Consider the following 26247-nt stretch of genomic DNA (forward strand, 5'->3'; position numbering starts at 1 on the left):
GACTGTTGACTGTTGACTGTTGACTGTTGACTGTTGACTGTTGACTGTTGACTGTTGACTGTTGACTGTTGACTGTTGACTGTTGACTGTTGACTGTTAACTGTTGACTGTGAATCGAACAATTAAAAATTGCGCCGAGATAGGTGGCGACTTGTAAAAATTATTCATGAATTGCCTTCTAATTTATCATTTTGATGCAGCCGGAAACGATATTATTCGTTACTTGTTAATGGTTATTTCCTAATCGCTTTGGCTTGTTAATAACCAATAACATTTCTTAACAGTTAACAGTCAACCGTCAACCGCCAACATTTAAATTCCTAAGAACCAGCATTTTCCAATTCTTCCCGCAGCATTTCCCGGTAGACTTGCGGCAAACGAGAACTCATAGAATTGTTCTCAATTCCATATCCCAAACTCGTCCAAGTTCCCGAAAGCATCCGCAATACCTCAGTTAATCTTTCCTGCCGCAACATCTCAGGAATATCAGCTTTCCAAAACTTGCGATCGCTCAACCAAGCATAAACCACAGCATCCTGATCTTCTGGTTCAAAACTGTAATCTTCCCAGAATAAAAAATTAGCACGACGCGCCTGATAGCGCTTAGCCTTCTCCTTCCAAGTCGTCGTCAGAAATTGATACCTGCCCGCAGCGGTAGTACACTTGCCTCGATTCGGGCCATTAACAATCTTCACGCACCAGTCAGGATGGCGGCTCAAATCTAATATATATTTGCCACCGTAAACAACGTGATAAGGGCGAGAAACATTCGACTCGCTAGCAGAAATAGTACGCATCAGCGCCCGAATGTAAGGATCGCCCGTTTTCATAGCCAGCGGCGGCAATTTTCCCAGCCCGCTTGCCGACTGCGACAACTGCTGATTTCCCCGCAAACTGTCAACAAAAAAAACACCGCTGCCAATCACAGCGCCGATTAAAAGTATAAATCCGAGAATTTGAATCTCTGATCGCCTCAGCAAACCTCTTTTTCGACGGCCAAATTTCTCAGCTTCCAGCAAAGTCATTTCCATTTCCGAAATTTCAACCCATTTTCGAGCCACCCGCATCCGGCGCACCCGAAAATCGTATTGATATAGGGGGGCCGCTAACAGCGTTAAACTTGATAAAACCCCCGCCAATTTAATCAGCCAGAAATCTAATTCACCGGCTATGGCAACATTTGTCAGAGTAGATATTCCTGTTAGTAACTCACCAGGATTGAACGATCGCGCTGGCCAATAAAAAATCGCAAGTTGCACCAACAGCGCCAGATTAAATGCAAAAAAAATCACTACAACAGCATTCAAGCCTTCTCGCAAGTGCGATCGAATACCAGTGTGCCTGCGCTTGAACTTGCGCGCAACGCGCCAGCGCCCCGGCAGCATAATTAGTAAGGGATTTAAGATTTTGACGGCGAACAAGTGAAACACAAAAAACAAAGGCAACTGAATCAGCCAAGCCGCCAGCAGTAGACTCAGAAAGCCGATATCGTCGCTGACAAAAGGAATGCCCCTGCGAAGGACAAAACTAAAACTCTGAGCGAGAGCAAATGCCCTTAACCACGAAATCGGATAGGGGAACCAAGCTGGCCACTTGAGAGTTTTCATGCTGAGAGAGGGAAATTTCAACGGCGAATCATAAAACTATTAAGATTTTGCCAGATTTGGCGATCGGAAAATTGTTGTAGGGTGCGTCAGCCCAAATCTTTGACCCAAATCACATCTTGCACCATTCTCGATAAGCCTTTTTTGGGCGGGCAGGATGCCCACCCCACAAGAAAATGCACTTTTTGTGGAACAGGCATCTTGCCTGTTTTTGACAATGGTGCAACATCTCCGATCCAAATCAAAGTGTTTTTGGTCTGACGCACCGAACCCAAGCGAGGCTAATTCAATCAAATCACACTAGCAAACAACTCCTCAAAACTCTTTTGCGGAGCCTCCGGCTTCGCCACAATTTCCACAACCTTGTTGCGAGAATTCGGCTGAAACAGCGCCTCCACGCACACTTGGGCTACCTTGGTGCGGGGAATGCTGCTCTCAAACATTTTGTCGGCACCAGTCATGACGATCGCATCTGAATTATCCTCATTTTTGAGACCGCCCGGACGGACGATCGTATAAGTTAGGCCGCTTTTTTGCAAATACTCCTCGGCTTGCTTCTTCCAAACCAGAATTAGCCAGAACAAATTCAGCGGGTGAAAAAACTGAGAGACGCACAGAGAAGTCACAAGCACAAAATGCTCAATGCCCTTAGCCTTAGCTGCATCCACCAAATTTTTAGTACCTTCCAAATCCACCTTATAAGGCGCTGTCGGGTCAAAACCAGGGGCCGCGCCTGTCGCACACAGCAATACCGTACTATCGCCGATGGCATCGCTTAGGGAAGTCGCATTTAATACATCCCCCGTCACTAACTCAGCCTCCGGTGGTAAAATTTGTCTAGCTGTCTCTAGATTTCGGACTAAGGCACGCACGGGAATACCTCGCTTGACCAATTCTGCGACGATGCGGCGGCCAGTCTGACCTGTGGCTCCTGCTACAAATGCTTTCATAAGTCGGGTTATGCTGGATTAGGGTAAGTTTTGTTACTATCAATTTCTCAATTGTAGGGAGGAAACTCCCTTAACACATCCCCAACCGGATCGATTGGCGTGTATAACAGGAGAGCATACGATGAAGCAGGATTCCGCTGAATATCACACTGTTGAAGCTTCTGACGAAAATTACTACCCAGATGCGAGTTTCCGACAGCCCGAAAGTGCAAGCGCGGATGCAGGAGAGGAAGTTGAGCCGATTTGGTTTCACACGCATTTTGAAGACAGCATGGAGATGTACGCCGATGCGGAGACGGTGGCGAAGCATTTGAACAACCACAAGACTTGGTTTTGCCAGTGCGCTTCGCCGATGAAGGCCGAGCCGCTCGGAGAAAACGGCTATGATTTATTAATCGGGCGTTTTGGGGCTTTCGGCTACCGCGTTGAAGCGAGAATTGGTTTAGAGTTGCTGCCGCCTGACGCTGAAGGCTGCTATTTGATTAAGACTATTCCGGTTCCGGATTATACCTCGCCTGGGTATGAAGTGGATTTTCGATCGGCAATGAAGCTAGTGGAGATGCCGTCTCAGGAGTTTGCCGCCGATTGGCCGAGTTCGGAACGTGCTAAGCTACCGCCTGCGATTACCATTACTACCTGGAAGCTAGATTTGGCTGTGGGGGTTTGCTTTCCCAAGTTTATTCGATCGATGTCTCAGCCTTTGATAGAAAAAACCGGCGATGCGCTTTTGGAAAAAATTATCAAACAAGTTAACCGGCGCTTGACTTATAAAACTCAGGTTGTTTTTCACGAAAGTTTGGGCATTCCTTTTCCCAAAAATCCTAAGAAACATTAACAATACTTCTGCTCTAAGCTGTACTGCATTTAAATTGTATGTTAAGTGCGGGATCTCCTGCCCAACCCCTACTCCCCACCAGAGTAAAGATTTATTTTACTCTGCAATTTAAATGCGGATGAGCTTAACTCACATTTGTAGGGTGTGCACTGCACACCTTACTCATAAGTGCGATCGCAATAACTCATACCATTGCAGATTTTAGACTTCGGCGTGACTGCTCAGTCGCACAATTTTAGATTAAATAATTGGGAATAACTGATTGGGTATGGGTGGGGAACACGAGCCTACAGTTGCTTTTTTGAAACTGATATCACTGTCTCCGGGTGCTTATGGCCCGCCTTACCCCTATTTTTTTGAGCCCAACACTTGCTTGAGCAGTTAATCCAAATAACCAAGTTATTGCTAATAAAATTTAAGTGTAAGGTCATGATTGCATTTGACTTATAGCAATCCTTGCAGGAGTCGTAATTTTTTTGCCCCACCCCAACCCTCCCCGAACCCGCAGGGAGAAAGTAAGAAATTCACAAATTATTTAGGATGGCTATATGCTGATTTCTTATCAGGGGAATTAGTTTTTATTATGATGGGTCAATTTAGGACAGGGTTGGACACAATAATTTCAAGTCAGATGCCATCAACTTCGACAGCATTGTTATTAAAAGATTTGGCTTTTATCATCATGCTTTCCGTCCTTATTACCTCAGAATTAAGCAGTGTAGCCGATGCAGTCGAAAAGCCGTTCCGATCGCCCTCGGAAATCAGCAAGTGTTTCAGATCACAAGGCTGATCGATCGCCCTCACTGCCCAAAAACCTAAAATTATGTCACATTAAGTAAAAGGTGATCAAAGCAGTCTTGCCATATCCGTAGAAAGTTATGACAACAAAACTAAGAGCTAAAGACACAAAGAAAATGGAGATAGATTGGCAGGAGTGGAGGGGAAACCAAGAACTAATTCTCAATCAAGTAGACAATGCGATCGCTTTGTTCGACTCGTCTGACTGCTTAGTTTTGTTTAACAAAAAATTTGCCCGAATCTGGGAACTGTCCCCAGAATGGCTGGAAACAAAGCCGAAGTGCCACTTGCTGTTTGCGGAAATTGTCGATCGGGGTTACTTGTCTGTTCAGCAGTGGGAAGAGTTTCAGCAAGCACTGGAAACATCTCAGGATCAAAGTTTATCATTTTATTTCGAGCAAGCCAATGCGGTTTGTTTGGAGGTGTGCGCCACGATTACCAACAGTGGCGGACGGCTGTTTACCTTTCGAGATGTTACGGTATATCAAAACTCCCAAGCTAGTTTGAACGCAGAAGTCAGGCGGCTGAGCTTTCTTTTAGGTTTAACCGAACGCCTGCAAAACTCTGAGAGTTTGCAAGAAATAGGTGAGTTTGCGCTCACCTATCTGGTAGAGGCAATGAATGCAGCTTTCGGAGATGTCAAGGTGATTAGTGGCAAGGGAAACGACCGGCAAGCGTCGGGGATTTGCAACCAAGTTTCTACTCAATTTTTGGCTACTTACGGGGAGCCTGTTGTCGCAGGAATGCAAGAATTGCTCGACAAAGGCATTCCCTACGGCATCGGTTTGCTGTGGGAAGTGGTGAAAACTGGTAAACCTTTCTTTGTCGAGGATTATGCCCAAAATCCCAATGCCGTGCCGGAATTTCGGCATCCGGGAATCGGACAACTGGGCATTTTTCCGATCGCAGCTACCAACGGCGCGATCATCGGAGTGCTGACGCTGGAGTCCCGCAACATCAAAAAACTGCAAGCCGCCGTCCACCAAGAAGTGCTGGAGGCTGCTTGCCGGACTCTGGGGGCGGCGATCGAGCGGGCTCAGACACAAGAGAACCTGCGCCAAGTTAACGAAGAATTAGAGTATTCTTCTCAGTTGAAATCCGAGTTTTTAGCCTCAATGTCCCACGAATTGCGGACGCCTCTCAACAGCATTCTCGGCTTTTCTGACTTGCTGCTGCGACAAACAGCCGGACAATTGAGCGATCGACAAATCAACTATGTAGATCTGATAGAAAAAAGTGGCCAGCACTTGTTGCAGCTAATCAACGATATTCTTGATCTTTCTAAAATCGAAGCGGGGAAAGTAGAACTAAATTTACAGCCTGTTCGCGTTCAAGAACTCGCTACAGACTGTCTGAAAATGATGCAGCCGCGTGCAGAGAAAAAGCGAATCAGTGTGGCTTTAGCACTGGACTACCGCATTACTAAAGTTTGGATCGACGAACGGCGAGTGCGACAAATTGTGATTAATTTACTTTCCAATGCCATCAAGTTTACCCCAGAGCAGGGACAAGTTAAACTCAGCGGGCGTCTGGTCTACGGCAGTGAAATAAACGGCGACTACCGGCCCGATTGTTCTCCTGTAAATGCCAGCACTCCTTATTTTTGTTTTGAGGTGGAAGACTCCGGCATCGGCATTCCTCAAGACCGCTGGCACTTGCTATTTAGACCTTTTCAACAGGTGGATTCTTCCCTGACTAGGCGCCACGAAGGTACAGGTTTGGGTTTGGCTTTGACTAAGCGATTGGCAGAATTGCACGGGGGGACTGTTTCTTTTCAATCTGTTTGCGGTCGGGGAAGTCTTTTCCGGGTTTGGCTGCCTTTGACGGAGATGCGTCAAGAGTTGGGGAACTTTGCTTCTTGTGCCTTAGATTCTAAATTAGTCCCTGGTTCTGCGATTGCTTTACCAATTGGCAGGAAGCGGATTTTGGTTGTCGAAGACCAGCCTTTTAACCAAATGTTAATTTCTGAGGTGATGGAATTGGAGGGGTACGGGGTAGAGATACTCGCGGATGGGAAGGCGATGGCCGATCGTATTCTCGCCGCCTCTGCGGCCCCGGAGTTGCTGCCGGATTTGATTTTGATGGACATTCAGTTGCCGGATGTTGACGGCTTTGAGTTGATGCGTCGAGTTAAAGCAGATCCTGTCTGGGAGTCGGTACCGATGATTGCGGTGACGGCGATGGCGATGCCTGGCGATCGCGATCGATGTTTGGAAGCGGGCGCTTCTGGTTATTTGAGTAAGCCGCTGGATTTGAATTTAACGATCGCTACTATCCGTTCTTTTCTCAACTAACAATAATTATTTGCAGTTCCAGCAGTGCCATTTATTACAACTCATAACCAGAAAGGTTAAACTCAATAGTAGATAAATATCTATAGGACTTGTGCAGAGTTGCCGGATAAACCCGGTTCCTACTCAAATGTTGCACCATTCTCAATCAGTCTTGGGTGGGATCTCCTGCCCAACCCCTAATCCCCACCCGAAAGCTCACTCTTTGTGGAACAGGCCAAAAAGCCTGTTCTTGATAATGGTGCAAGAGGTAAGTTCCTACTAAAAACCTCGAATTTAATAACGAGAAATACAGGAATCACCCAGTTTTCAAGCCTCTACACGCGCCAGTCCCAAGCTAAATTCAATATATTTTATCATATTCCATGTCAAACAAGTCGCCCTGCATCATGTTGGTTGATGACGAGCCAGCTAATCTGATTTTACTGGAAGAGTTATTGCTCATGAAAGGATACACCACAGTATCAGCGCTCTCTGGCGATGAAGCGCTCTCCCTCGCCCGCGCATCTCGACCTGATTTAATTTTACTAGATATTATGATGCCGGAGATGGACGGTTTTGATGTGTGCGAGATCCTGCGGAAGGATACGGCATTGCAAACTGTACCGGTGATTTTTTTGACTGCCCTCGATGACGATACCTCTCGCATCAAAGGGTTAGAAATGATGGCAGATGATTATTTAACAAAGCCTTTTAACAGTCGCTTGCTGCTGGCGAAAGTTGAAAATATTTTGCAGTTGAGTCAAATGCGATCGCAAGCTGTATCTTCCCAATTACACCAGCAAGTCAAAGAGCAAAGCAAACGCCAAATCGCCGCCGCTTGGGAGGCCAACGAATATCTTTCAGAAAAATTTCAGCTATTTGTGCCAGAACAACTTCTCGGACGAATTGCGCCGCAAGGAATAGAATCTATTCAGTTGGGCAATGTCACCGAAGAAGAGCTGACTGTTTTATTTTGCGACATTCGCGGGTTTACTGCGATCGCCGAATCTCAACCAGCTCGCGAGACTTTTGAATGGTTGAACGCTTTTTTTACTAAAATGAACGAGTGCATAACGTGTCACGGCGGGTTTATTGACAAATACCTAGGTGATGCAATCATGGCAGTATTTGACAAGCAGAATTCTCACGCTATGGATGCGATCGAAGCTGCAGTAGCCATGCAAGAAACTTTGCAAGAATTTAATACCAGTCGCCACAAATACAATTTAGAATCTCCCGTCAATATTGGTACGGGAATTAACACAGGTATCGGCATGATCGGCACTTTAGGTTCTGATCGCCGCATGGACTCTACAGTCATCGGCGATGTAGTAAATACAGCTTCTCGGTTAGAAAACTTAACTAAAATATACGGTTGCCAAATTATTGTTAGCGAAAATGCGATCGTTCATGCGAGAGAATTTCTAAATGGCATAAGCCCCAACTCAAAATCAAAAGAAAGTCTATTATTAAAGTGCGACTTGGAAGTGGAAACACAGGAGACTATTATTTCTACTTCTGGGGGAACTGCTACAGACAGCGATTTGCCAAGGAACAATTATTACTATCGCTGGATCGATCGAGTAACCCCGCGCGGGAAGCAGCAAGCTATTGAAATCTACGAAATCTGGGCAGCCTCCTGTCCCGACTCTGAAGCAAAGCAGCTTACCCAGAGTTTATTTGACAAAGGAATTCAAGGATGGCAATCAGAAAAAATTATCGCCGCATTGGGATATTTTCAGCAACTAATTGAACAAAACCCTGCGGATACAGTCGTCAGTTTTTATATAAATCGCTGCAAGGAAAAACTAGGTTTTATACCTGTAAATAGCAGCTCAGAAGGATTTAACTTGTAGGGCGGGCTCGCGAGCCCGCCCTAAAATAGTTTAGACCTATGGCAAAAGTCTCCAACTATCCTGCGTTGCGTCTGTGGTTTCCCTATCAATGAAAGATTTATCCAATAAGTCTACTCTAATTGGAGTTCGCATCAAACAGTCGTCAAAACTTGCTCTCTCAACTTCCCGATCAACTCATTCACACCCCCCGCATTCAAACGGTAACTCAAAGGATGACCGATTAAATAAGCCGAACTTTCAAATAAAACATCAATTTCCACCAAACCATTTTCTCGCAAAGTTTTGCCAGTCGAAACCAAATCCACAATTGCCTCCGACATACCCGTAATCGGCCCCAACTCCACAGAACCGTAAAGCGGCACAATTTCCACCGGCAAATTCAAATTGTGAAAATATTCTCTTGCACAGTGTACGAACTTAGAAGCAACTCTACCGTGAGGAGGCAAATCCACAGTTCGTCGATAAGAACTAGATTCCTTCACCGCCACCGACAGCCGACATTTGCCAAATTTTAAATCAATTAAATTGGCAACTTTCGGCTTTTTTTCCCGCAAAACATCATAGCCAGCAATGCCCAAGTCCGCTTGACCGTATTCCACATAAACCGGCACGTCGTGGGTTCTTACTAGCAAAGCTTTGGCACTGCCGGTCGGGTCATATATTTGAAGTTGTCGGTTAGAGGAATCGAGAAAAGCACTGAAGTCTAATCCAACCGATTTAAACAGCCGAATGCTATCTCCTAACAATCCGCCTTTGGGAAGTGCAACAGTAATCATGTCAATTTTTAGAGGATAAATTGCTCAATTTTGGAAGGGGCGATCTCGGCACAAGCAGAAACAGCTTTTACCAAACTAAGAATAACACATAGAGTTCATAGCGAAAAATAAATTTTGGGTATTGCTCGATCCTTTGTTTGAGGATATATTATATTTAGTAAGTTTTTATAGACTCACATTTTTAAATGGCGGTCAGTATGGAAAACAATCAAGAGTTTGAGAGTCAAGAAGTTGACGGAGAATTTCACAGTGTAGACCCGGATTCCCTGAAAATTACAATAGATGAAATCCTCTCAGGCGGTGGTGTAGAGAGGGAGGAAATGGACTATACAGTAGCTGTACCTACCGCTAACCACGCCCGTGTTCCCAGGGACAGAGGCTTCTCGCTTCATGTGCAACCAAGCGTCTTCGATCGCACCCCCCGATCGCAGTTTGCAGAAAAACGCGGAACGCTGGGAGGCTGTTAAGGTAAAATGCTTGCACAGGCGGGTGCACAGAACTGGACGATCGCACGATAGTCATTGTGTATCACGTCTTTGTGTATTCAACTCTAAAACTTAAAATTTAACGGGCGATCGTAAATAGCTGACTGCTAAACTATGACCGAATTGACACTTGTTATTGGTAACAAAAATTATTCCTCTTGGTCGCTGCACGCTTGGTTGGCGATGAAACAAGCTGGACTGGAATTTGCAGAGGTGAGAATCCCCTTAGACTGGCCGACAACCAATGAAGAAATTCGGCGCTATTCTCCATCGGGAAAAGTGCCAGTTTTAATAGACGGTGATCTGAAAGTGTGGGAATCTTTAGCAATTTGCGAATACGTTGCCGATCGCTTTGCAAAAGATTTGTGGCCGACAGATGTAGCGGAACGGGCGATCGCCCGTTCCATCTGCGCCGAAATGCACGCGGGGTTCCAAAATTTGCGCGAAAATATGCCGATGGACTGCCGCAACCGCTATCCGGGAGAAGGGATGACTCCCGGTGTCGAAGCAGATATCGATCGCATCTTTGCCATTTGGCGCGAATGCCGCCAAAAATTCGGGACAGGCGGCAATATGCTATTCGGACAGTTCACAGTTGTTGACGCTATGTTTGCACCCGTTGTCATGCGTTTTGTGACCTACGGAGTCAAATTAGATTCAGTAGCAAAAGCTTATGCGGATGCGATTTTGGCATTACCTGCCATCCAGGAATGGGTAGCAGCAGCTTCCAGCGAAACTGAAAGTATTCCACACGTTAAAATTTAGGAAAAATCAGTTTACTTAACCTAAAATCTCAAATCTCAAATTTGAAATCAGGATGCGGATTCTTTTAGTTGATGATGAAGTTGAGTTAACTGACCCTTTGAGTCGAGTCTTAAGCCGCGAAGGTTATACAGTTGATGTGGCATTTGACGGAGCAAGTGGCAGCGATTTAGCAATGCAGGGTAATTACGATTTGCTAATTTTGGATTGGATGCTACCGAGACAAACTGGACTGGCAATTTGCCAGAAGTTGCGATCGCAAGGACGGAGTACGCCAGTGCTATTTCTCACCGCCAAAGATACCGTAGACGATCGCGTACAAGGACTTGACGCCGGTGCAGACGACTATTTAGTCAAACCTTTTGAACTGCGAGAACTCCTCGCCAGAGTCCGCGCCTTGCTGCGGCGGCCTCCTACTTTTGATGCCGAGGTTGCTGTCGGGCGGCTACAAGTTGCAGATTTACAGCTAGACTACGACAATCAATTAGCTTATCGGGGCGATCGTACAATTGATTTATCCGAAAAAGAATGTCAGTTATTAGAATACTTAATGCGCCATCCAGGTCAATTGCTAACACACGAACAAATCCACCAGTATTTGTGGAGTGAAGCAGAAAAACCCAGCAGCAATGTATTAGCAGCTCAAATTCGCCTGCTGCGCCGCAAAATAGAAGCACCGGGCGAATCTGTCCTAATTCACACAGTCTACGGCAGAGGCTATCGCTTTGGAGAAGCCAATTAAAAATAATAGCAATTGTACAAAAATCCCTCTTCCCTCTCCCTTCTTCCCTCTTCCCTCTTCCCTCTTCCTGACATCCGTTACATCCGTTACAGAATCCGTTGCCGAACTTCCCTCTTCCCTCTTCCTTTATCGGGAAAGTGTGCACCCTAAACCCGCCCTTACCGATGTTGACAAACCAAAGTAATTACTGTCACCTCCGGCGGACAAAATAGCCTCCCCGGCGCATAAGTCCCCAAACCGCGATTCACGTACAGCAAATTACTCCCAACCTGATGCAAACCGCTAGCCCATTCCCAGTGAGTAACTACTCGATTGCAAGCCGACAGCAAAGGAATGAACTTTCGGATTCGTTTAGGAATCAAATAGCCAATTTTTCTGACCCAAGCGTACAAAGGCCCGATACCGGGAATAACGATTTGACCGCCGTGAGTGTGCCCAGACAACTGCAAATCAATCCGCCAATTTTGCAGTTTTTCAGCAGTATCGGGATTGTGAGACAAGACAATCCGAGGAATCGCGGGATTTATTGATGCCATTACAGGTTCAGGCGCAAAATCGCCCGACCAAAAATCTGCCAACCCAACTAAAGCCAATTCTGACCCCAAAGGATAGATTGCTTCGTTGTACAAAACCCGAATCCCGACGCTATTTAAAGCATTAGAAACCTCTGTTTTTGCCCTCGGCCAATAGTGGTCATGATTGCCCAAAACCGCGTAAATTCCCAGCCGACTTTGCAAGTTTTTCAATCGCTGCACTAAGGTGTAAATAGGTGCGGGATCGTAGGTAATAAAGTCACCGGTTAAAAAAATCAGGTCGGGTTCGGCTTCATTGGCCGCAGCAATCGCCTCTTCTAGCAGCCCTTCCGATAGCCGCACCCCGTCATAGTGAAAGTCAGTAAGCTGTACAATTTTAGTACCGGATAGATTTGCTGGAAGATTGGCGATCGGTATTGTTAAATACTCTACTCGAAGTTTTCCAGTTAATAACCTGTGCATAAATCTAAGGTTTATTGATGACAGAACGCCACCTCTAGCTTAGCAAATAAACAGGCAAGACTGCCAAAGTAGATATTCTTCCCTTTTCCTCCTGTCATCCGACTAATGACTAATAATTGCTGACTAATGACTACAATCCTAGATGCAAAAAGTGGGATTACCTCAATAGAATTTAAACATAAATTCCCCATCTTTATTTAGGATTTACTGCAAAATTGTTTGGGTCTTACGCGCCCAAATACTAAGCTGTTCTGCCTTTAAATTGTATGTCAAAAAAAATTAAAGTCTTGTGGGGTGGGCGTCCCGCCCGCCCTGAATATACAATTTAAATGCGCGACAGCTTACAGCATTTTTATAATATTATGACTTGCGTAACAATCTGTTTAAAACGCTATCAATCCTCTTCAGACTGGCATTTTCCGCCCCGCATCTATATTCTTTGGGCAAATGTCAAAGCTCCGACTTGTGCCGCATCCCCATCGCATCGGCATACCACACGGGGATTGCTCCTACCAAATACTATCTTATGAGTAATGATTTATTACTGAGTAGGTGGAAATAAACATGGCGTGGGGGAGGCCGGGTTTTGCATTAATAATAAACTGTGGCTAGTATATATTATTGCGTTACCCGCCCCTAAGATATTTTATTTTTTTGTCCACTCTGCCTACTTGTTAACTAATAACTTCTGACTTGTGCTGCTTTTTCTCAATATACTGCTGGTGGTAATCCTCGGCCATATAAAATTCAGCAGCAGGTTTGATTTCCGTGGCAATATCTTTGTCGTATTTACCGGAGATTTGCAATTTTTGTTTGGAGACGCGAGCGGCTTTTTCTTGTTCGGAATTATGATAAAAAATCACAGACCTGTACTGTTCGCCTCTGTCGGGGCCTTGGCGATTGATTTGGGTTGGGTCGTGACAGTTCCAGAATACATCTAGCAGTGTTTCGTAACTCACCTGCGATCGATCGTACTCTATCAGCACAGATTCAGCGTGACCCGTCACTCTGGCGCAAACATCGAGGTAGCAGGGGTTCGGCCAGTGACCTCCTGTATAGCCCGCAGCCGTTGAGACGACCCCCGCAACGGCGCGAAACTTGTGTTCAACTCCCCAAAAACAACCGGCGGCAAATGTGGCTTTTTCCATCGTGTTACTCATCGTATTGCGCTCAAACTTGGCAATAAATTATGCTTGACATATTCCCATTAGTGTGCATTCCCAAACTAATCGCGGCTGTACGTAGTTTAGCAAATATTGTCGTGCTTTCTCCAAGGGTTCTAAGGGCGATCGACTAATTCCCCCTGCCAAAAATTGCTGCCAGTAACAGTGTTGTAAATAATCGATTAACCACAACTGAGATTCAGTATCTAAAGTTTTATCAATTTCCTTGGCCAATTCCAAAGCAGACCGCAGATTTTGAGGCAACTGCTTCACCTTTTGCAGCAAATCATCGGGTATTGATTGCAGTTGCTGCCAAATAGAAATTGCCTCCCCAGGACTGCCTTGAGCCATCCCCAGTACCTCGGGATGGGATAAAATCTCTGCGAATCCGGCTTGCTGCAAAACTTGTGCCATTGCTTCGGGATTCAGCCTAGAAAACTGGATTTTTTGGCAACGGGAAATCAAAGTTGGCAGCAAACCTTCCACAGTCGGAGCAATTAAGATTAGCGCTGCTTTTCCCGGTTCTTCCAATGTCTTCAACAAGCCGTTAGCGGCTCCCTCGCCCATTGTTTCTGCTTGTTCCAGAACTACGACAGAACGCGCCGCTTCTAGTGGCGGTCGGCTGAGAAAATCACCGATTTCTCGAACTTGTTCTAAACGAATTTGTGGCGGTGCTTTCCGCTTTAAACCGGCTTCCTCTGCTTCCTTTTGTGACAGGCGTTTACCTTGGTTCATGTAAGTTGGTTCTACCCAAAGTAAGTCTGGATGATTGCGCTGCTGCACGCGATTTTGTACAGAGGCTATGAGTCTGGTTTCGGGAAGGTTGGCTGAGAATAAAAGCTCGATGAAACACTGAGCAGCTAAACTTTTGCCGATGCCGTTAGAGCCGACAAATAAATAACCAGGAGCAATTCGGTTTCGCTGGACTGCTTGTGTTAGCAATTCTACTGGTCGCTCTTGTCCGATTAAGGATGTGAAATAATTCATGTTGGCGGAAGAAGGAAGTTCGGCAACGGATTATGTAACGGATGTAACGGATGAAGGATGAAGGAATAAAATCTAGGGTTTTAGCAATTAAGAACGTCTTAAGCGTCGGGGGTGGTTGCTATAATACTAAAAGGTTATTGTGGTTTAATGGAGTGCTAAATAATTGTTTTGAGTTAAGAAGGTTAAATTGTAAGTTCCCGAAGCAGGGCAAGGCAGGGTCGTGTTTCTACATCTTATTTAGCGCTATTTTTCAGAAGTGGTATTATTTAAAATATCCCCAAGCTTCTAACCTGCGAGTTACAAGAGTTTGAATTTCCTGAGCGACTTCATATTCAGGGCGATCGGCATTTATCCGGACAATTCGGGATTTATTTGCCTCTGCTAACTCCGCAAAACCTTGCTGCACAAGGCGGTGAAACTTCAAATCAGCTTGCTCGATCCGATCGCACCCTCCCCGGGCCCTTACCCTCGCCAAACCCGCCTCCACATTAATATCCAGCCACAAAGTCAGATCGCTTTCCAAGCCGCCGGTGGCAATGTCATTCAACTGCTTAATTAAATTTAAGTTAAGACTGCGGCCGTAGCCCTGATAAGCAATCGTAGAGTCAGTAAAGCGATCACATAAAACAATCGTTCCTTTCGATAACTCGGGTTTGAGAAAAGTTTCAACGTGTTGAGCGCGATCGGCAGCGTACATGAGTAATTCTGCTCGATCGGATACAGATTCGGCCCCATCTTGTTTCAGCAACAAATGTCGCAGTCCCCTTCCCAGCTCAGTACCCCCCGGTTCGCGAGTAGCCACCAAGCGGACTCTCAGACAGTAACTTGCTTGCAAAAACTGTATCAACCGCTGCATTTGCGTAGTTTTACCCGCACCTTCAACCCCCTCAAACACGATAAGTTTGCCCTTCATTGCCCTAACTTTCCACCTGAATAAAATAAATCCATATTGTTCTGTTCATCGGTTCTAGGTTCGGTATGATAATAAAGTCTAAATGCCTCACGGCTGGAGTTTTTTATGGCTCGTTATACTGGTTTTTTTATCGTTGCCGTTCCCATCGACCGTCTGCGTCAGTCCCTGATTGAAATTTTAGAGTCATGCAATCTTGATATTATCTACAATACAGGAGATTCCGTCATGGCTCGCGAGCTCCCCGGTCAAGTTTCGATTGCCAAACTTGTCACCGCAGAAGTCCTAATTGAGAAAAACACGGCTAGCGACTCAGAGGTTCGCATGAACTTCGTGATTAAAAACGAGGAACTGCCCCTGCAAACCAACAACCACTGCCGTCAAATGTTTGAGCTAGTGAGTCGTTCAATTATGAACAACAATAACTGGCGACTTTTGGAAAGTATGGCACTGTAGCCATCAGTCAGTCAATTTGAGGTGTGAGATTTTCGCTTGACTCTACAGATGAATCAGGGGGTTCTAACTAACGTGGAAACTTCTTGGCTCTCGGCTCATGGTGTGAGGGGTTTGTCTCCCTCTTGGGAGGAGGTCATTAGTCATTAGTTTCTAGCTAATGACCGATGACCTCCGAGTTTTATCTGCAATCCCTAAATTTAAGCTCGAAATCCGCGTCGCAGCAGCAAAGAATTTGTAACAACGCTAACAGAACTAAACGCCATAAATGCTCCGGCGGCCGCAGGACTGAGTAGAATTCCGGTTGCAGGCAGCAAGATACCCGCTGCTACCGGAATTCCCAGAGTATTGTAACCAAAGGCCCAAAATAAATTTTGGCGAATCTTATTAAAAGTAGCGCGCCCCAGCTCGATCGACTCAACAACATCCATCAAAGCATTTCGCATCAGCACAATTTGAGCAGTCTCAACTGCGACATCAGTACCGCAGTGCAAACCAATACCGACATCAGCTTGAGCCAAAGCCGGGGCGTCATTGATACCATCCCCCACCACAGCCACTTTACAGCCTTGGGCTTGCAAAGTCGCGATCGCCCTCGCCTTCCCCTCCGGCCGCACTTCGGCCAAAACATCAGCCGCCGCCAAACCTAGCTGCTGCGCCGTCGCCGCCGCCGCTGACGCCGTATCCCCCGTCAGCATCATCACCCGCAATCCCATGCCCCGCAAACGTTCCACCGCCTCCTTAGCATCCGCCCTCAGAGTATCTTTTAGCCCGATTACCCCCAGCAAAACGCCCCCAGAAGCCACGTAAACCGCCGTTTTGCCTTTGCAAGACCCCGACAATTCCGTCGCCACAGCGACCCCCTGCTTCTTCATCCACTCGGCATTCCCCGCGAACACCCGCCGGCCCTCCACCAAAGCAGAAACCCCGAATCCCGGTTCCGTGCAGAAATCCTCAGCAGCTAGCATCGGCAAACCTTGCTGTTGAGCTTCCAGCAAAATCGCTGCGGCGATGGGATGACAAGCGCCCCTTTCCACCGCCGCCGCAATTTGCAGCAGTTTTGAGTCAATTGTGGAACAGGCATCTTGCCTGTTGTCAGAAACTCCATCAATTGTGGAACAGGCATCTTGCCTGTTACCAGAAACTCCATCAATTGTGGAACAGGCATCTTGCCTGTTATCAGAAACTCCATCAATTGTGGAACAGGCATCTTGCCTGTTGTCAGAAACTCCATCAATTGTGGAACAGGCATCTTGCCTGTTATCAGAAACTCCATCAATTGTAGAAATTGTGGAACAGGCATCTTGCCTGTTGCCAGAAACACCATCAATTGTGGAACAAACATCTTGTGTGTTGCCAACATTAATATCCGAGTTCAAATCCCACTCCGAATGCTGGAAAATCGGCAAATAATCTGTGAGTGTGAGATTTCCGGTTGTCAGAGTGCCAGTCTTGTCAAAAACCACCGTATCTAATTGATGCACCCGTTCTAAAACATCACCACCGCGAATTAAAAGTCCGCGCTCCGCCCCGATGCCAGAACCGACTAAAATTGCAGTTGGGGTAGCCAGTCCCAAAGCGCAAGGACAAGCAATCACTAAAACTGCGATCGCCAATTTCAAACTTAACAGCAAAGGCGATTGATAATGGATAATTGGCAATTGATTTCCCATATTCATTGCCCCGTGTCCCATATCCATTGCCCCCTGTCCTACAAGCACAGAAGGCCAAATATGAGTGCCGGCAAAATACCAAAATAGGAAAGTTAAAAGCGATATCCCCATTACCCCATACACAAAATATCCCGCCACAGTATCAGCTAAATTTTGAATCGGCGCTTTGCGAGTTTGGGCGGCCTGCACCAAAGCCACCATTTGAGCTACAGTTGTTTCCTTACCGGTGCGAGTTGCCCGGATCACAACTGCCCCGGATTTATTGATAGTTCCCGCCGCAACTGTATCTCCTGGTTGCTTCAAAACCGGCATTGATTCGCCAGTCAGCATCGACTCATCTATGGTTGTTTTGCCTTCGCAGACTTCACCGTCTACCGGTATTTTTTCCCCTGGCAAAACTTGCAGCCATTCTCCGACTCGGACGCGATCGGCGGGAATTTCAATGTATTGTGGATCGTAGACCTCTGATGTCGAGGTTAAAGGCAATTCTTCCGATCGCACATCTAAAGTCGGGAGTTTAAAATCAACTAAGCGGGCTTTCGCCGGTTGCAATGCGATTAAAGCTTGCAAAGCTGATGCAGCGCGCCGTCTGGCTTGCTGTTCGAGAGTTTTGCCCAACAAAATAAAGCCCAGCAGCATCACCGGTTCGTCAAAAAAGCACTCCCATCCCATCTGTGGAAACAGCAGCGCCGCGTTGCTAGCGGTGTAAGCTGTGACAGCGCCTAAAGCTACTAAAGTATTCATGTTGGGTGCATTTCGCCATAAACTGCGGCACCCGTCAACGATAATCGGGCGACCCGGTAGCAGCAAAGCTAGGGTGGCGAGTCCCCAGTGGAACCAAATATTGGTGAGAATTGGGGCTTTTGTGCCGAGTACGTGACCTAAACCCGATAGAATAATTAGGATAAGGGCGATCGTCAATTGCTTGATTTGCTGTCGAATTTCTTGCTGTCGCCGTTCAATTGTTGCCGCTTCTGCTTCCCGCTGATTTTCACCTAAACGAGACTGAGAGGGAAATCCATTATCAGTCAACTTTTTCGCTAAAGCCTCTGCATCGACAGCCCCCGGTTGACACTCAACCGTCGCTACTTCTACGGCTAAGTTAACGCAAGCTGAAATTACGCCTGAATACTGCATGAGTTGGCGTTCCACAGCTTTCGCGCAGCCGGCACATTTCATCCCCCGACATCGAAAGTAACAAGTTCTGGCGGTGATTCGTTAACTGGTAGGATTTCTGGTTGAATTTCGGGGATTGTTTTGGGCAAAAATTGCATGGTTTTTTTGGTATTGATTAGAATATTTGGGTGCTTTTGAAAGAATTTAATGCACTGTTTAGACAAATGTCTATATTTTGATAATAGATAAATATTGTGGCATCTTCCAAAAGTGTTAGTTTTTTTTAATTCTTATTAGTTGCAGGCGGTTAAATCCGCAGTCCGCCTGGGGTTTCAACTACTTTCTGGCTGCGAGTTTAATGCTAAGACACACTTGGAACACCGGCTTGCCGTTTCCCTACTTGATATAATGAGCGAATTGCCGAGTTAGTATCCAGCTTTTATTTGACGAGTTTAGCGATGACAGAAACACCCAAATTTTATATTGTCAAACGTCCTGCCGGTAATTGCGAGATTTTGCCGTTGGCGCAACTTGAAGAACAAAACTCCACTATTATTGAAAAGTGGGGTCCTTACGATTCCCCTGAAGATGCCATCGCCCGCCGCATCGGATTAATTCGCGCCGGCAAATGCCAGCCCCAATGACGAATTACTATTACTTTCCTCCGCATCGCGAAAGCTAACGTGATATCAAATCTATTAGCAGCGGGATTATTCCTATCTCTCTTCTCTTACTCTGCGTGAATCAGCGTCAATCCATTGTCATCTGCGGTTAATACATTCTCTTTTTTTAACCGCAGATGAGGGCAGATTAACACAGATTAACGCAGATGAATTAGATCAATTTCGGTTGCACCGGACGCATTGCAAAAAATAGCGAAGCATTCGAGTTTAAAATCTTGGCTTTTAGCCGTAAATCTTCCCCCGAATGCTCTTTTTAACTGAAACCTTACACAGGTTTTCTACTTAGATTTAGAAGGTGCTGCACTGGGTTTTGCTTGCGCTGCATTTGGTTTAAGTGGCGCAGCATTCGGTTTCGACTGCGCCTTATCCTTCCCTGTTTTACCAGTAACTTGCTGGGTCAAAACTTCCATAGCTTTCGCGTATTGCGGATCGGCCGTCGTCGCAATTTTATCGCGATCGCGCCTCAATTCCTGTTTTTGAGCGTCGCTGAGTTCTACCTTAAAATCTGGTTCAATCCCGGCCTTGTTGATATCAGTGCCCTTGGGAGTAAAATACTTGGCAATTGTCACTGCCAAACCGGCACCATTTCCCACGCCGCGTACTGACTGAACTAAACCTTTACCAAATGTCTTTGTGCCCACTAAAACCGCGCGCTTGTTGTCTTGCAAAGCACCGGATAGAATCTCGCTAGCACTTGCTGAACCGCCGTCTACCAGTACAACTAATGGTTTGTCTGAGAGCGCTGCCATGTTTGCAGTTTGTCTATCGGCTTCACCTACTCGATCGACCGTCGAGACGATCGTACCTTCTTTGAGCCACATCCGAGCAATTTCAATACTTCCGTACAGCAACCCGCCGGGATTGGAACGCAAGTCTAAAATATAGCCTTTCACCTTTTTCTGTTCCAACTCCTTAATTGCCGATCGCATTTCTGCTGCAGCATTCGCACTGAACTGATTTAAGCGAATATAGCCGACTTCTCCGATCGGACTTTTCTGCACCGACTGCCGCACAGGATGAATTTCAATTTTAGCGCGTTTCAGTTTAAAGTCTAATTCCTTCTTGTCCCGCAAAATAGTCAGCGTCACCTCAGTATCCACCTGGCCGCGAATCAAACTTACCGCTTGATTCGTATCCATGCCTTCTGTACTCTTGCCGTCAATCTTAATAATGATATCTTTTGCCAGAATACCAGCAGTAAAAGCCGGGGTATCTTCGATCGGCGAAATCACCACCAACTTTTTGGTTTCCTCATCTTGAGTCAACTGAATCCCAACTCCTGTCAGTTCCCCAGAAGTTTCTACCTGCATATTTCTGAACTCTTGAGGGTCCATAAACCGCGTATAAGGATCATCCAGCTTCTTCAGCATTTCCCGAATTGCTTTGTAAGCTTCGTCGTCGCTGGTATAAGTCCGGTTCAAATAATCATTCCGCACCGCTTTCCAGTCAACCTGGTTAAAAGTGCCATCAACATAACTTTTGTCAATAATTTGCCAAACTTCATCAACCAACTCTTTAGGGCTTCCCCTAAAAGAAGCCAGAGATTTAGAACTGCAACCAGTGTTCGCAAGAGTTACGGCAGTGAGTACCACCGCTGCTGCACTTAGAACAAGCCCTCGTTTTGTTATAACCATTTGTGTGACGCGCGGGAGGAAAAGAGTTCAGAATAATTACGCTCAATCTAACACAGGCAAGGCCCGGTCGCAGTTGACGTACATATATTATTCCACTTTGCCGAGTTCTATTCAGGGGCCCGTCAGGGTGCCCACCCTGAATAGAACTCTCACTCTTTGTGGAACAGGCCCTGCTGCTTCTGACAAAGGTGCTCTTCAGTCGGTTTAAACCGACTTCAGCTATGAGACAGGGGTTTCAACCCCTGTCGGACTGTCGGACTGTCGAACTCTAACAACAGAGAAAGAATCGCCTAAGGATCAACCCAGCGATCGTCCGATTTAATCAAGTCAATCAATTCTGCCACCCCTCGGTCTTCCGGCACCTTCTTAATTTCTTCCCGGCCCCGGTACAGCGAAATATAACCCGGTTGCTTCCCGACATAGCCGTAATCAGCATCAGCCATTTCTCCCGGCCCATTGACTATACAGCCCATTACTGCTATATCCAAACCCGTGAGATGCTTCGTCGCCTCTCTCACTTTGTGTAACACTTCCTCTAAATTAAACAAAGTGCGACCGCAGGAAGGACAAGCGACATACTCAACCATCGTTTTCCGCAGTCCCAAGGCTTGCAGAATGCTGTAGCAAACGGGAATCTCCTTTTCTGGGGCCTCTGTAAGCGAGACGCGGATGGTGTCACCGATACCGTCAGCTAACAAAGGTGCGAGGCCTGCGGTGGATTTGATGCGGCCGTATTCGCCGTCTCCTGCTTCCGTGACGCCCAAATGCAGGGGGTAATCCATGCCGAGTTCGTCCATCCGGTGCACCATCAAGCGGTAAGCAGCCACCATCACCGGTGCGCGGGAGGCTTTCAGGGAAAGTACGATATTTCGGAAGTCGAGGGATTCGCAAATTTTGATGAATTCCAGGGCCGATTCCACCATGCCTTCGGGCGTGTCGCCGTAGGTAAAAAGCATCCTTTCGGCGAGGGAACCGTGATTAACGCCGATTCGCAAAGCTTTGCCTTGGTCGCGCAGGGAAATCACCAGAGGTTCCAGGGTTTCGCGGATTTTTGCGCCAATTTCCGCGAATTCGCTGTCGGTGTATTCGGTTCTGTCTGCTTTCGGCTTCTCGAACACGTAAAGTCCGGGATTGATTCTCACTTTGTCTACGTGTTTGGCAACTTCCAGGGCAATTTTCATACCGTTGTGGTGGACATCGGCGACGAGGGGCACTGGTTGGTAGGTGGCGTGCAGTTTTTGCTTGATTTCGGCTAATGCTTTGGCGTGGGCCATGCTGGGCACGGTGACGCGGACGATTTCGCAGCCAATCTCGTGCAAGCGCCGAATTCCGGCGACTGAACCGTCGATGTCGAGGGTGTCTTCGTTAATCATCGACTGTACGACGACGGGGTTGCCGCCGCCGATGGTGACGCTACCGACTTTGACTGGTCGGGTTTTGCGGCGTTTGATGGTGGTGTCGAAGGTTGGTTCGGTGGTGAGGGTTTTAGTGGGGTTCGGCAGAGTTTGCATAACTGGTTGCTAGGGTTCTGTAATTAGAGTTTATAAAATTGTGTCTACTATTTTTTAGGTTTGCACAGAAAGGGTCTGTTTGGGCAAAGAGGTTTTGGGATTTAGGATTTTTGATAGAAGTACGATCGAACTTGTAACTCACATTATGTATGTTTGGGCGATCGGGCGATCGATTTTTTAGTATTAAAATTTAACATTCCGGGCGGGCAATATGCCCATTCCACAGATTAATCCGGGGGCTTGTTTAACAGTTGATAAATTTTAGGTACAATCTAAGATTATTGTGGGCGATCGCATCTAGCAAGATTATCTAGATAGTTTGGAGTCTTAAACACTTATGCCAGATGAAACGATTTGGATTGTGACCGCCGATACTTCGGAGGAGTCTCCTGATGCACCTGATGATGACGGTGCGAAGAATGGGGGACATATAGGCGTGGACTGGAGTGATGCTTGGGAGGCGCAGCCAAATCAGCCGACCCAAAAGCAGGCGGCAAAAGCGGTTGATAGCTTGCGACTTCACAATGTCAGTATCAAGAAATTAGAAAAAGAACTGGTTGATTTCATGCAAACGGTAGATCAAATGTTCAGCCGTGCGGATGCGGAAGCGGACATGAAAGCGATCGAGTTATCTGAAATTGAGTTATCGGTTGCGATTAACGCCGAGGGTTCTTTCAGTTTAGTCGGTCTGGGGGCGAAAGTGGCAGATACCAGAACTGTATTGTTGAGATTTAAACGGAAGTCTTAAGGTGAGATGGGAAAGAATCTGGCGATATCAATTGGCATCAATAAATATGATTTCCTAACTCCGCTGAAGTATGCCAAGCGGGATGCAGAATTAATGCAGGAATTTTTTCGCCATCGCGGACGTTTTGAGAAAGTTTTTTTCTTCTCCGATGACTCGCCTGATATTAAAGGTAAATCAACTCGTCCTTCTTTTATTAATCTGAAGCGAGTTTTGAGAACAATGTTTGAAAAACCTTTTATGGGGTATGGAGATAACTTTTGGTTTTTCTTCAGCGGTCACGGAATGCCGCATAATGGCTATGATTATTTGATGCCTTGCGATGGCGATCCGGGAGATATTGAACATACGGCAATTCCGATTAATTTCGTGACAGAACGCCTGCGCCGCTGCGGTGCTGATAATGTTATTTTGATTCTGGATGCTTGTCGTGCTCAAGGGAGTAAATCGGGAGAAGGAATCGGCAATCAAGCCGCTGAAGTTGCGCGACAAAAGGGAGTTATTACCTTTTTTTCTTGCAGTCCTAATGAATTGTCCTATGAAATTGAAGATTTACAGCAGGGTATTTTCACAAAAGCACTGCTGGAGGGGTTAGGCGTTCAAGGTAAATGTGCAACTGTTGAGCGATTGGGTGATTATTTGAGTTCACGAGTTCCTGAACTGATCCGGCAACACAAAAGTGAAAAAGTGCGACAAACACCTTACGTTATTGCAGAGCCCATCGCGAAGTCGCACTTAATTCTTTGCCCGCAATATGCAAGTGTACATGATGTTGCTATTCTTCAAAGAGATGCTTATCAAGCGGAACTCAACAAAGAGTATGAGCTGGCCGAACAGTTGTGGACTCGCGTACTAGCTGCATCTCCTGGGGATATGTATGCTATTAAGGGAATTAAAAGAATTGCTCTGTTACAGAGAGGAAATGAAGCATCTTCTCAAGATAATTCTGTTAGTACCAGTGTGGCGAACAAATCAGACTCTCCATTATCTCCAAAATCTACGCCTCTAGCGAATACTACTCCTAGTGAGGCTGATGTTCCTCTCAAATCAGATCGGGGAGTAGACTATACAAATCTGCGCGATTTACTGGCTGCCCGAAGGTGGAAAGAAGCGGATAAGGAAACGCTGAGAGTGATTTTGAAGGCGGCGGGGAGCAAGGAAAAAGGATGGCTGGGTATCTCAGAAAGTATTGAAGAATTCCCCTGCGAGGACTTGCGTACGATTGACCAACTTTGGGTAAAATATTCTAATGGTAACTTTGGCTTTAGCGTGCAGAAACGCATTTATCAAAGTCTAGGGGGAACCACTCAAGAAGATGAGGAAATATGGGAGAGGTTTGGCGATAAGGTGGGCTGGCGAAAAAACGACAAATGGCTGTACTACAATGATCTCACTTTTTCAGAGAAAAATACAGCACCAGGACACCTTCCTGTAGCCGTTGTGGGGGCAATGGCGGGAGAGAGCTTAGAGTATTGGTGGTTTTGGTGTAGTGAGTTGTGTTGGTGGTCGTGTTGGTTGGAGTGAGTGTCTCTTCTCTCGCGCCGAGACTTGCAAGGTGTAACATCTAAATGTGTCAGAACTTTGTTAACTATGGATAGATTAAAGCCACTCGAATAAAATGTTAGAAAAAGGTGTAATAAGTGGCAGACCCTTCAATCCCTCAAAAGCTGGCGGAAAGATTCTCAACTTATCTTATCAAAATGTTAAAATTACTGATAAAGGCGTTGGCTTAGTTGAAGCTCATGTTCGCCGATTTAATCCAGTTGGTGAAGCTGAGCTAAGAATGGTTGAAAGGTTAAGAAGTATCACCAGCCAAACCCTTGTAGCTGAGCCTGTTGATTTACGCTTTTATACTCACGAGTTACGCGAGTATCTCAGGTATAAAAAGCTTGGCTACCCAACAGGACAACCCGCTGACCCGGATGAGGCTTATGAACTTTGGAACAATGCTCACACAGCTACTCTTGAAGATTATAAATTAAAAGAAGGATTCGGCGTTTTATTTCATCCGAGCGTAGAGGAATTTTGATGAAAAACCTAACTCAATTAACCCAGCTTGAATTAGTGCTGCTGGAATTAGTAGCTAAAGGTCAAGGAAAGTGGAGTTGGTACGAACTCGCGAATGCACTTTCCCGTCGAGATGTACCGCGAGAACCTGACATGATGGTTGTCTTAAAAAAACTGGCTGCTGATGGCTTGGTTAAACGATATGTAGAAACTAATTCGCCTCGCGACAGATGGGAATTGACGCCAGAAGGGTCTATTTTGTTTGCCAACGCAAAAGCAGATAGTCAAAGCAGAATTATACGTTATGCAATTGCCATCCAGAAATCAGAAAGCAATTATTCTGCTTATGTTCCAGATTTACCCGGATGCGTAGCAACAGGTACAACTATCGAGGAAGTCGAACAGCAAATTAAAGCAGCAATAGTTTTTTATTTAGAAGAGTTACGTCAATCTGGTTCGTCTATTCCTGAAGCCAGGACTTTATGCAAATATGTTGAGGTTTAATGTAATTAAAACTATAAATTAGTATGGATGGTGTTGGAGAATTTATTGCAGGCAAGATTCGATCGCGCTTTCCCATCATCCATCAAAAATCAAGGCGCGTTAGCGAAGCCCTCGAAGAGGATCGCACTTCACTCCAGAAATCTCTCTCGCGGATGATGCGATCGCCCCTCCTCCCCAGCAAAACTAAAAAATGTACTGGCAAATCCCTTCACAGACCCAGGCTCAGCAGTTAAATAATCTGAGGTTTTCCATTGGACGATCGCACAAACCAACCAACCACCGCTGTTAACAACCGCCGACCTCTAATTATCGCAGGAATTCTCCTCGGTATCGGTCAAGCAGGCTTTTTTGACGGCATTGTGCTGCACCAACTCCTCCAGTGGCACCATATGTTTAGCAGCGTTAAAACCGATTCTACTGTTGCCGGTTTAGAATTAAATACCCTCGGAGATGGATTGTTTCACGCTGCGGATTGGTTAGTAACAGTAGGGGGAATCTTCTGTTTGTGGAGTGCGGTGAAGCGCAAAGATGTTCTTTTGTCAACTCAAACTTTTTTTGGTTCAATATTAATTGGTGCTGGATTGTTTGACTTTGTAGAAGGCATTGTTGACCATCAAATTTTGGGAATCCACCACGTCAAACCCGGCATCAACGAGTTAGCTTGGGATGTAGGATTTCTCGCTCTTGGAGTTAGTTTAGCGCTGTTAGGTTGGATACTGCTAAAAAGTGAAGTTCCCGCAGATACTAAAGTTTAAATGAATGCAGAGATTGGGAATTCTACCAAA

Annotated in this window: 25 protein-coding genes; 15 read left to right on the forward strand and 10 right to left on the reverse strand. The window is 46.0% G+C overall.

The annotated features are described in order from the left end of the window. Positions 1–320: 320 nt before the first annotated feature. On the reverse strand, positions 321–1607 hold the full coding sequence (locus D0A37_RS29275) for a glycoside hydrolase family 24 protein (protein WP_445242467.1): 1287 nt from the start codon (positions 1605–1607) through the stop codon (positions 321–323). 287 nt (positions 1608–1894) lie between these two features. Then, complete coding sequence (locus tag D0A37_RS02120; RefSeq protein WP_242720516.1) at positions 1895–2554, reverse strand: NAD(P)H-binding protein; 660 nt, start codon at positions 2552–2554, stop codon at positions 1895–1897. A gap of 121 nt (positions 2555–2675) precedes the next feature. Between D0A37_RS02120 and D0A37_RS02125 the strand changes: the two genes are divergently transcribed. The 4 genes from D0A37_RS02125 (at position 2676) to D0A37_RS02140 (ending at position 8316) form a co-directional block, all read left to right on the forward strand. Continuing rightward, positions 2676–3389: a DUF1997 domain-containing protein gene (locus D0A37_RS02125; RefSeq protein WP_242720518.1), complete on the forward strand. Its 714-nt coding sequence runs from the start codon at positions 2676–2678 to the stop codon at positions 3387–3389. Positions 3390–4020: 631 nt separating this feature from the next. Next, positions 4021–4179, forward strand: a complete 159-nt coding sequence (locus D0A37_RS02130; RefSeq protein WP_242720520.1) for a hypothetical protein — start codon at positions 4021–4023, stop codon at positions 4177–4179. An 88-nt stretch (positions 4180–4267) separates the two neighbouring features. After that, entirely contained in the window at positions 4268–6481 is a 2214-nt protein-coding gene (locus D0A37_RS02135) for an ATP-binding protein (protein ID WP_242720522.1), read from the forward strand. Positions 6482–6843: 362 nt separating this feature from the next. After that, positions 6844–8316 carry a response regulator gene (locus tag D0A37_RS02140; RefSeq protein WP_242720524.1) on the forward strand — a complete coding sequence of 491 codons (1473 nt, stop codon included), beginning with the start codon at positions 6844–6846 and terminating at the stop codon, positions 8314–8316. A gap of 131 nt (positions 8317–8447) precedes the next feature. Here D0A37_RS02140 and hisG read toward each other — a convergent pair whose 3' ends face one another. Then, positions 8448–9092, reverse strand: a complete 645-nt coding sequence (gene hisG, locus D0A37_RS02145) for an ATP phosphoribosyltransferase (RefSeq protein WP_242720526.1) — start codon at positions 9090–9092, stop codon at positions 8448–8450. A gap of 197 nt (positions 9093–9289) precedes the next feature. Between hisG and D0A37_RS02150 the strand changes: the two genes are divergently transcribed. The 3 genes from D0A37_RS02150 (at position 9290) to rppA (ending at position 11081) form a co-directional block, all read left to right on the forward strand. Continuing rightward, positions 9290–9559 (forward strand): hypothetical protein, encoded by a 270-nt coding sequence (locus D0A37_RS02150; RefSeq protein WP_242720528.1) that lies wholly within the window; start codon positions 9290–9292, stop codon positions 9557–9559. A 132-nt stretch (positions 9560–9691) separates the two neighbouring features. Then, positions 9692–10342, forward strand: a complete 651-nt coding sequence (locus D0A37_RS02155) for a glutathione S-transferase family protein (protein WP_242720530.1) — start codon at positions 9692–9694, stop codon at positions 10340–10342. Positions 10343–10394: 52 nt separating this feature from the next. Further along, the gene (gene rppA, locus D0A37_RS02160; protein WP_242720532.1) at positions 10395–11081 is read left to right on the forward strand and encodes a two-component system response regulator RppA; all 687 of its coding nucleotides are present in this window, start codon (positions 10395–10397) and stop codon (positions 11079–11081) included. Positions 11082–11239: 158 nt separating this feature from the next. Here the strand turns inward: rppA and D0A37_RS02165 are convergent, their stop codons facing one another. The 4 genes from D0A37_RS02165 to tmk all read right to left on the reverse strand — a co-directional run bounded on the left by D0A37_RS02165 (position 11240) and on the right by tmk (position 15139). Beyond that, positions 11240–12076 carry a metallophosphoesterase gene (locus D0A37_RS02165; protein ID WP_242720535.1) on the reverse strand — a complete coding sequence of 279 codons (837 nt, stop codon included), beginning with the start codon at positions 12074–12076 and terminating at the stop codon, positions 11240–11242. Positions 12077–12750: 674 nt separating this feature from the next. Then, on the reverse strand, positions 12751–13236 hold the full coding sequence (gene msrA, locus D0A37_RS02170) for a peptide-methionine (S)-S-oxide reductase MsrA (RefSeq protein WP_445242468.1): 486 nt from the start codon (positions 13234–13236) through the stop codon (positions 12751–12753). A gap of 27 nt (positions 13237–13263) precedes the next feature. Beyond that, entirely contained in the window at positions 13264–14226 is a 963-nt protein-coding gene (locus D0A37_RS02175) for a DNA polymerase III subunit delta' (RefSeq protein WP_242720537.1), read from the reverse strand. Between the two features lie 262 nt (positions 14227–14488). Then, positions 14489–15139: a dTMP kinase gene (tmk, locus tag D0A37_RS02180; protein ID WP_242720539.1), complete on the reverse strand. Its 651-nt coding sequence runs from the start codon at positions 15137–15139 to the stop codon at positions 14489–14491. Positions 15140–15244: 105 nt separating this feature from the next. On the opposite strand from tmk, the gene D0A37_RS02185 reads away from it, so the two are divergent. Then, positions 15245–15592, forward strand: a complete 348-nt coding sequence (locus D0A37_RS02185; protein ID WP_190659999.1) for a hypothetical protein — start codon at positions 15245–15247, stop codon at positions 15590–15592. A 197-nt stretch (positions 15593–15789) separates the two neighbouring features. On the opposite strand, the gene D0A37_RS02190 is transcribed toward D0A37_RS02185, so the two are convergent. Then, complete coding sequence (locus D0A37_RS02190; protein WP_242720541.1) at positions 15790–18441, reverse strand: heavy metal translocating P-type ATPase; 2652 nt, start codon at positions 18439–18441, stop codon at positions 15790–15792. Between the two features lie 395 nt (positions 18442–18836). Here D0A37_RS02190 and D0A37_RS02195 point away from each other — a divergent pair, with 395 nt between their 5' ends. Then, a complete protein-coding gene (locus D0A37_RS02195; RefSeq protein WP_242720543.1) occupies positions 18837–19022 on the forward strand; it encodes a DDE transposase family protein in 186 nt (61 codons plus the stop codon). Positions 19023–19339: 317 nt separating this feature from the next. Here D0A37_RS02195 and ctpC read toward each other — a convergent pair whose 3' ends face one another. Both ctpC and ispG read right to left on the reverse strand, forming a co-directional pair. Continuing rightward, positions 19340–20695, reverse strand: a complete 1356-nt coding sequence (gene ctpC, locus D0A37_RS02200) for a carboxyl-terminal processing protease CtpC (protein ID WP_242720545.1) — start codon at positions 20693–20695, stop codon at positions 19340–19342. Between the two features lie 290 nt (positions 20696–20985). Next, positions 20986–22206: a (E)-4-hydroxy-3-methylbut-2-enyl-diphosphate synthase gene (ispG, locus tag D0A37_RS02205; RefSeq protein ID WP_242720546.1), complete on the reverse strand. Its 1221-nt coding sequence runs from the start codon at positions 22204–22206 to the stop codon at positions 20986–20988. Between the two features lie 337 nt (positions 22207–22543). Here ispG and D0A37_RS02210 point away from each other — a divergent pair, with 337 nt between their 5' ends. From D0A37_RS02210 to D0A37_RS02235, 6 genes are all read left to right on the forward strand, one after another. After that, complete coding sequence (locus tag D0A37_RS02210) at positions 22544–22954, forward strand: Pepco domain-containing protein (RefSeq protein WP_242720547.1); 411 nt, start codon at positions 22544–22546, stop codon at positions 22952–22954. A 6-nt stretch (positions 22955–22960) separates the two neighbouring features. Then, on the forward strand, positions 22961–24475 hold the full coding sequence (locus D0A37_RS02215) for a GUN4 domain-containing protein (RefSeq protein ID WP_242720548.1): 1515 nt from the start codon (positions 22961–22963) through the stop codon (positions 24473–24475). Positions 24476–24569: 94 nt separating this feature from the next. Continuing rightward, on the forward strand, positions 24570–24980 hold the full coding sequence (locus D0A37_RS02220; RefSeq protein ID WP_242720549.1) for a hypothetical protein: 411 nt from the start codon (positions 24570–24572) through the stop codon (positions 24978–24980). Next, on the forward strand, positions 24980–25462 hold the full coding sequence (locus tag D0A37_RS29280; protein ID WP_445242469.1) for a type II toxin-antitoxin system HicB family antitoxin: 483 nt from the start codon (positions 24980–24982) through the stop codon (positions 25460–25462). The genes D0A37_RS02220 and D0A37_RS29280 overlap by 1 nt, the downstream gene beginning before the upstream one ends. Positions 25463–25485: 23 nt before the next feature. After that, positions 25486–25695 (forward strand): hypothetical protein, encoded by a 210-nt coding sequence (locus tag D0A37_RS02230; protein ID WP_242720550.1) that lies wholly within the window; start codon positions 25486–25488, stop codon positions 25693–25695. Between the two features lie 18 nt (positions 25696–25713). After that, positions 25714–26217 carry a DUF2243 domain-containing protein gene (locus D0A37_RS02235; protein WP_242720552.1) on the forward strand — a complete coding sequence of 168 codons (504 nt, stop codon included), beginning with the start codon at positions 25714–25716 and terminating at the stop codon, positions 26215–26217. Positions 26218–26247: the final 30 nt, after the last annotated feature.

Origin of the sequence: Microcoleus vaginatus HSN003, from assembly GCF_022701255.1 — a bacterium.
GTDB classification, from domain to species: domain Bacteria; phylum Cyanobacteriota; class Cyanobacteriia; order Cyanobacteriales; family Microcoleaceae; genus Microcoleus; species Microcoleus vaginatus_B.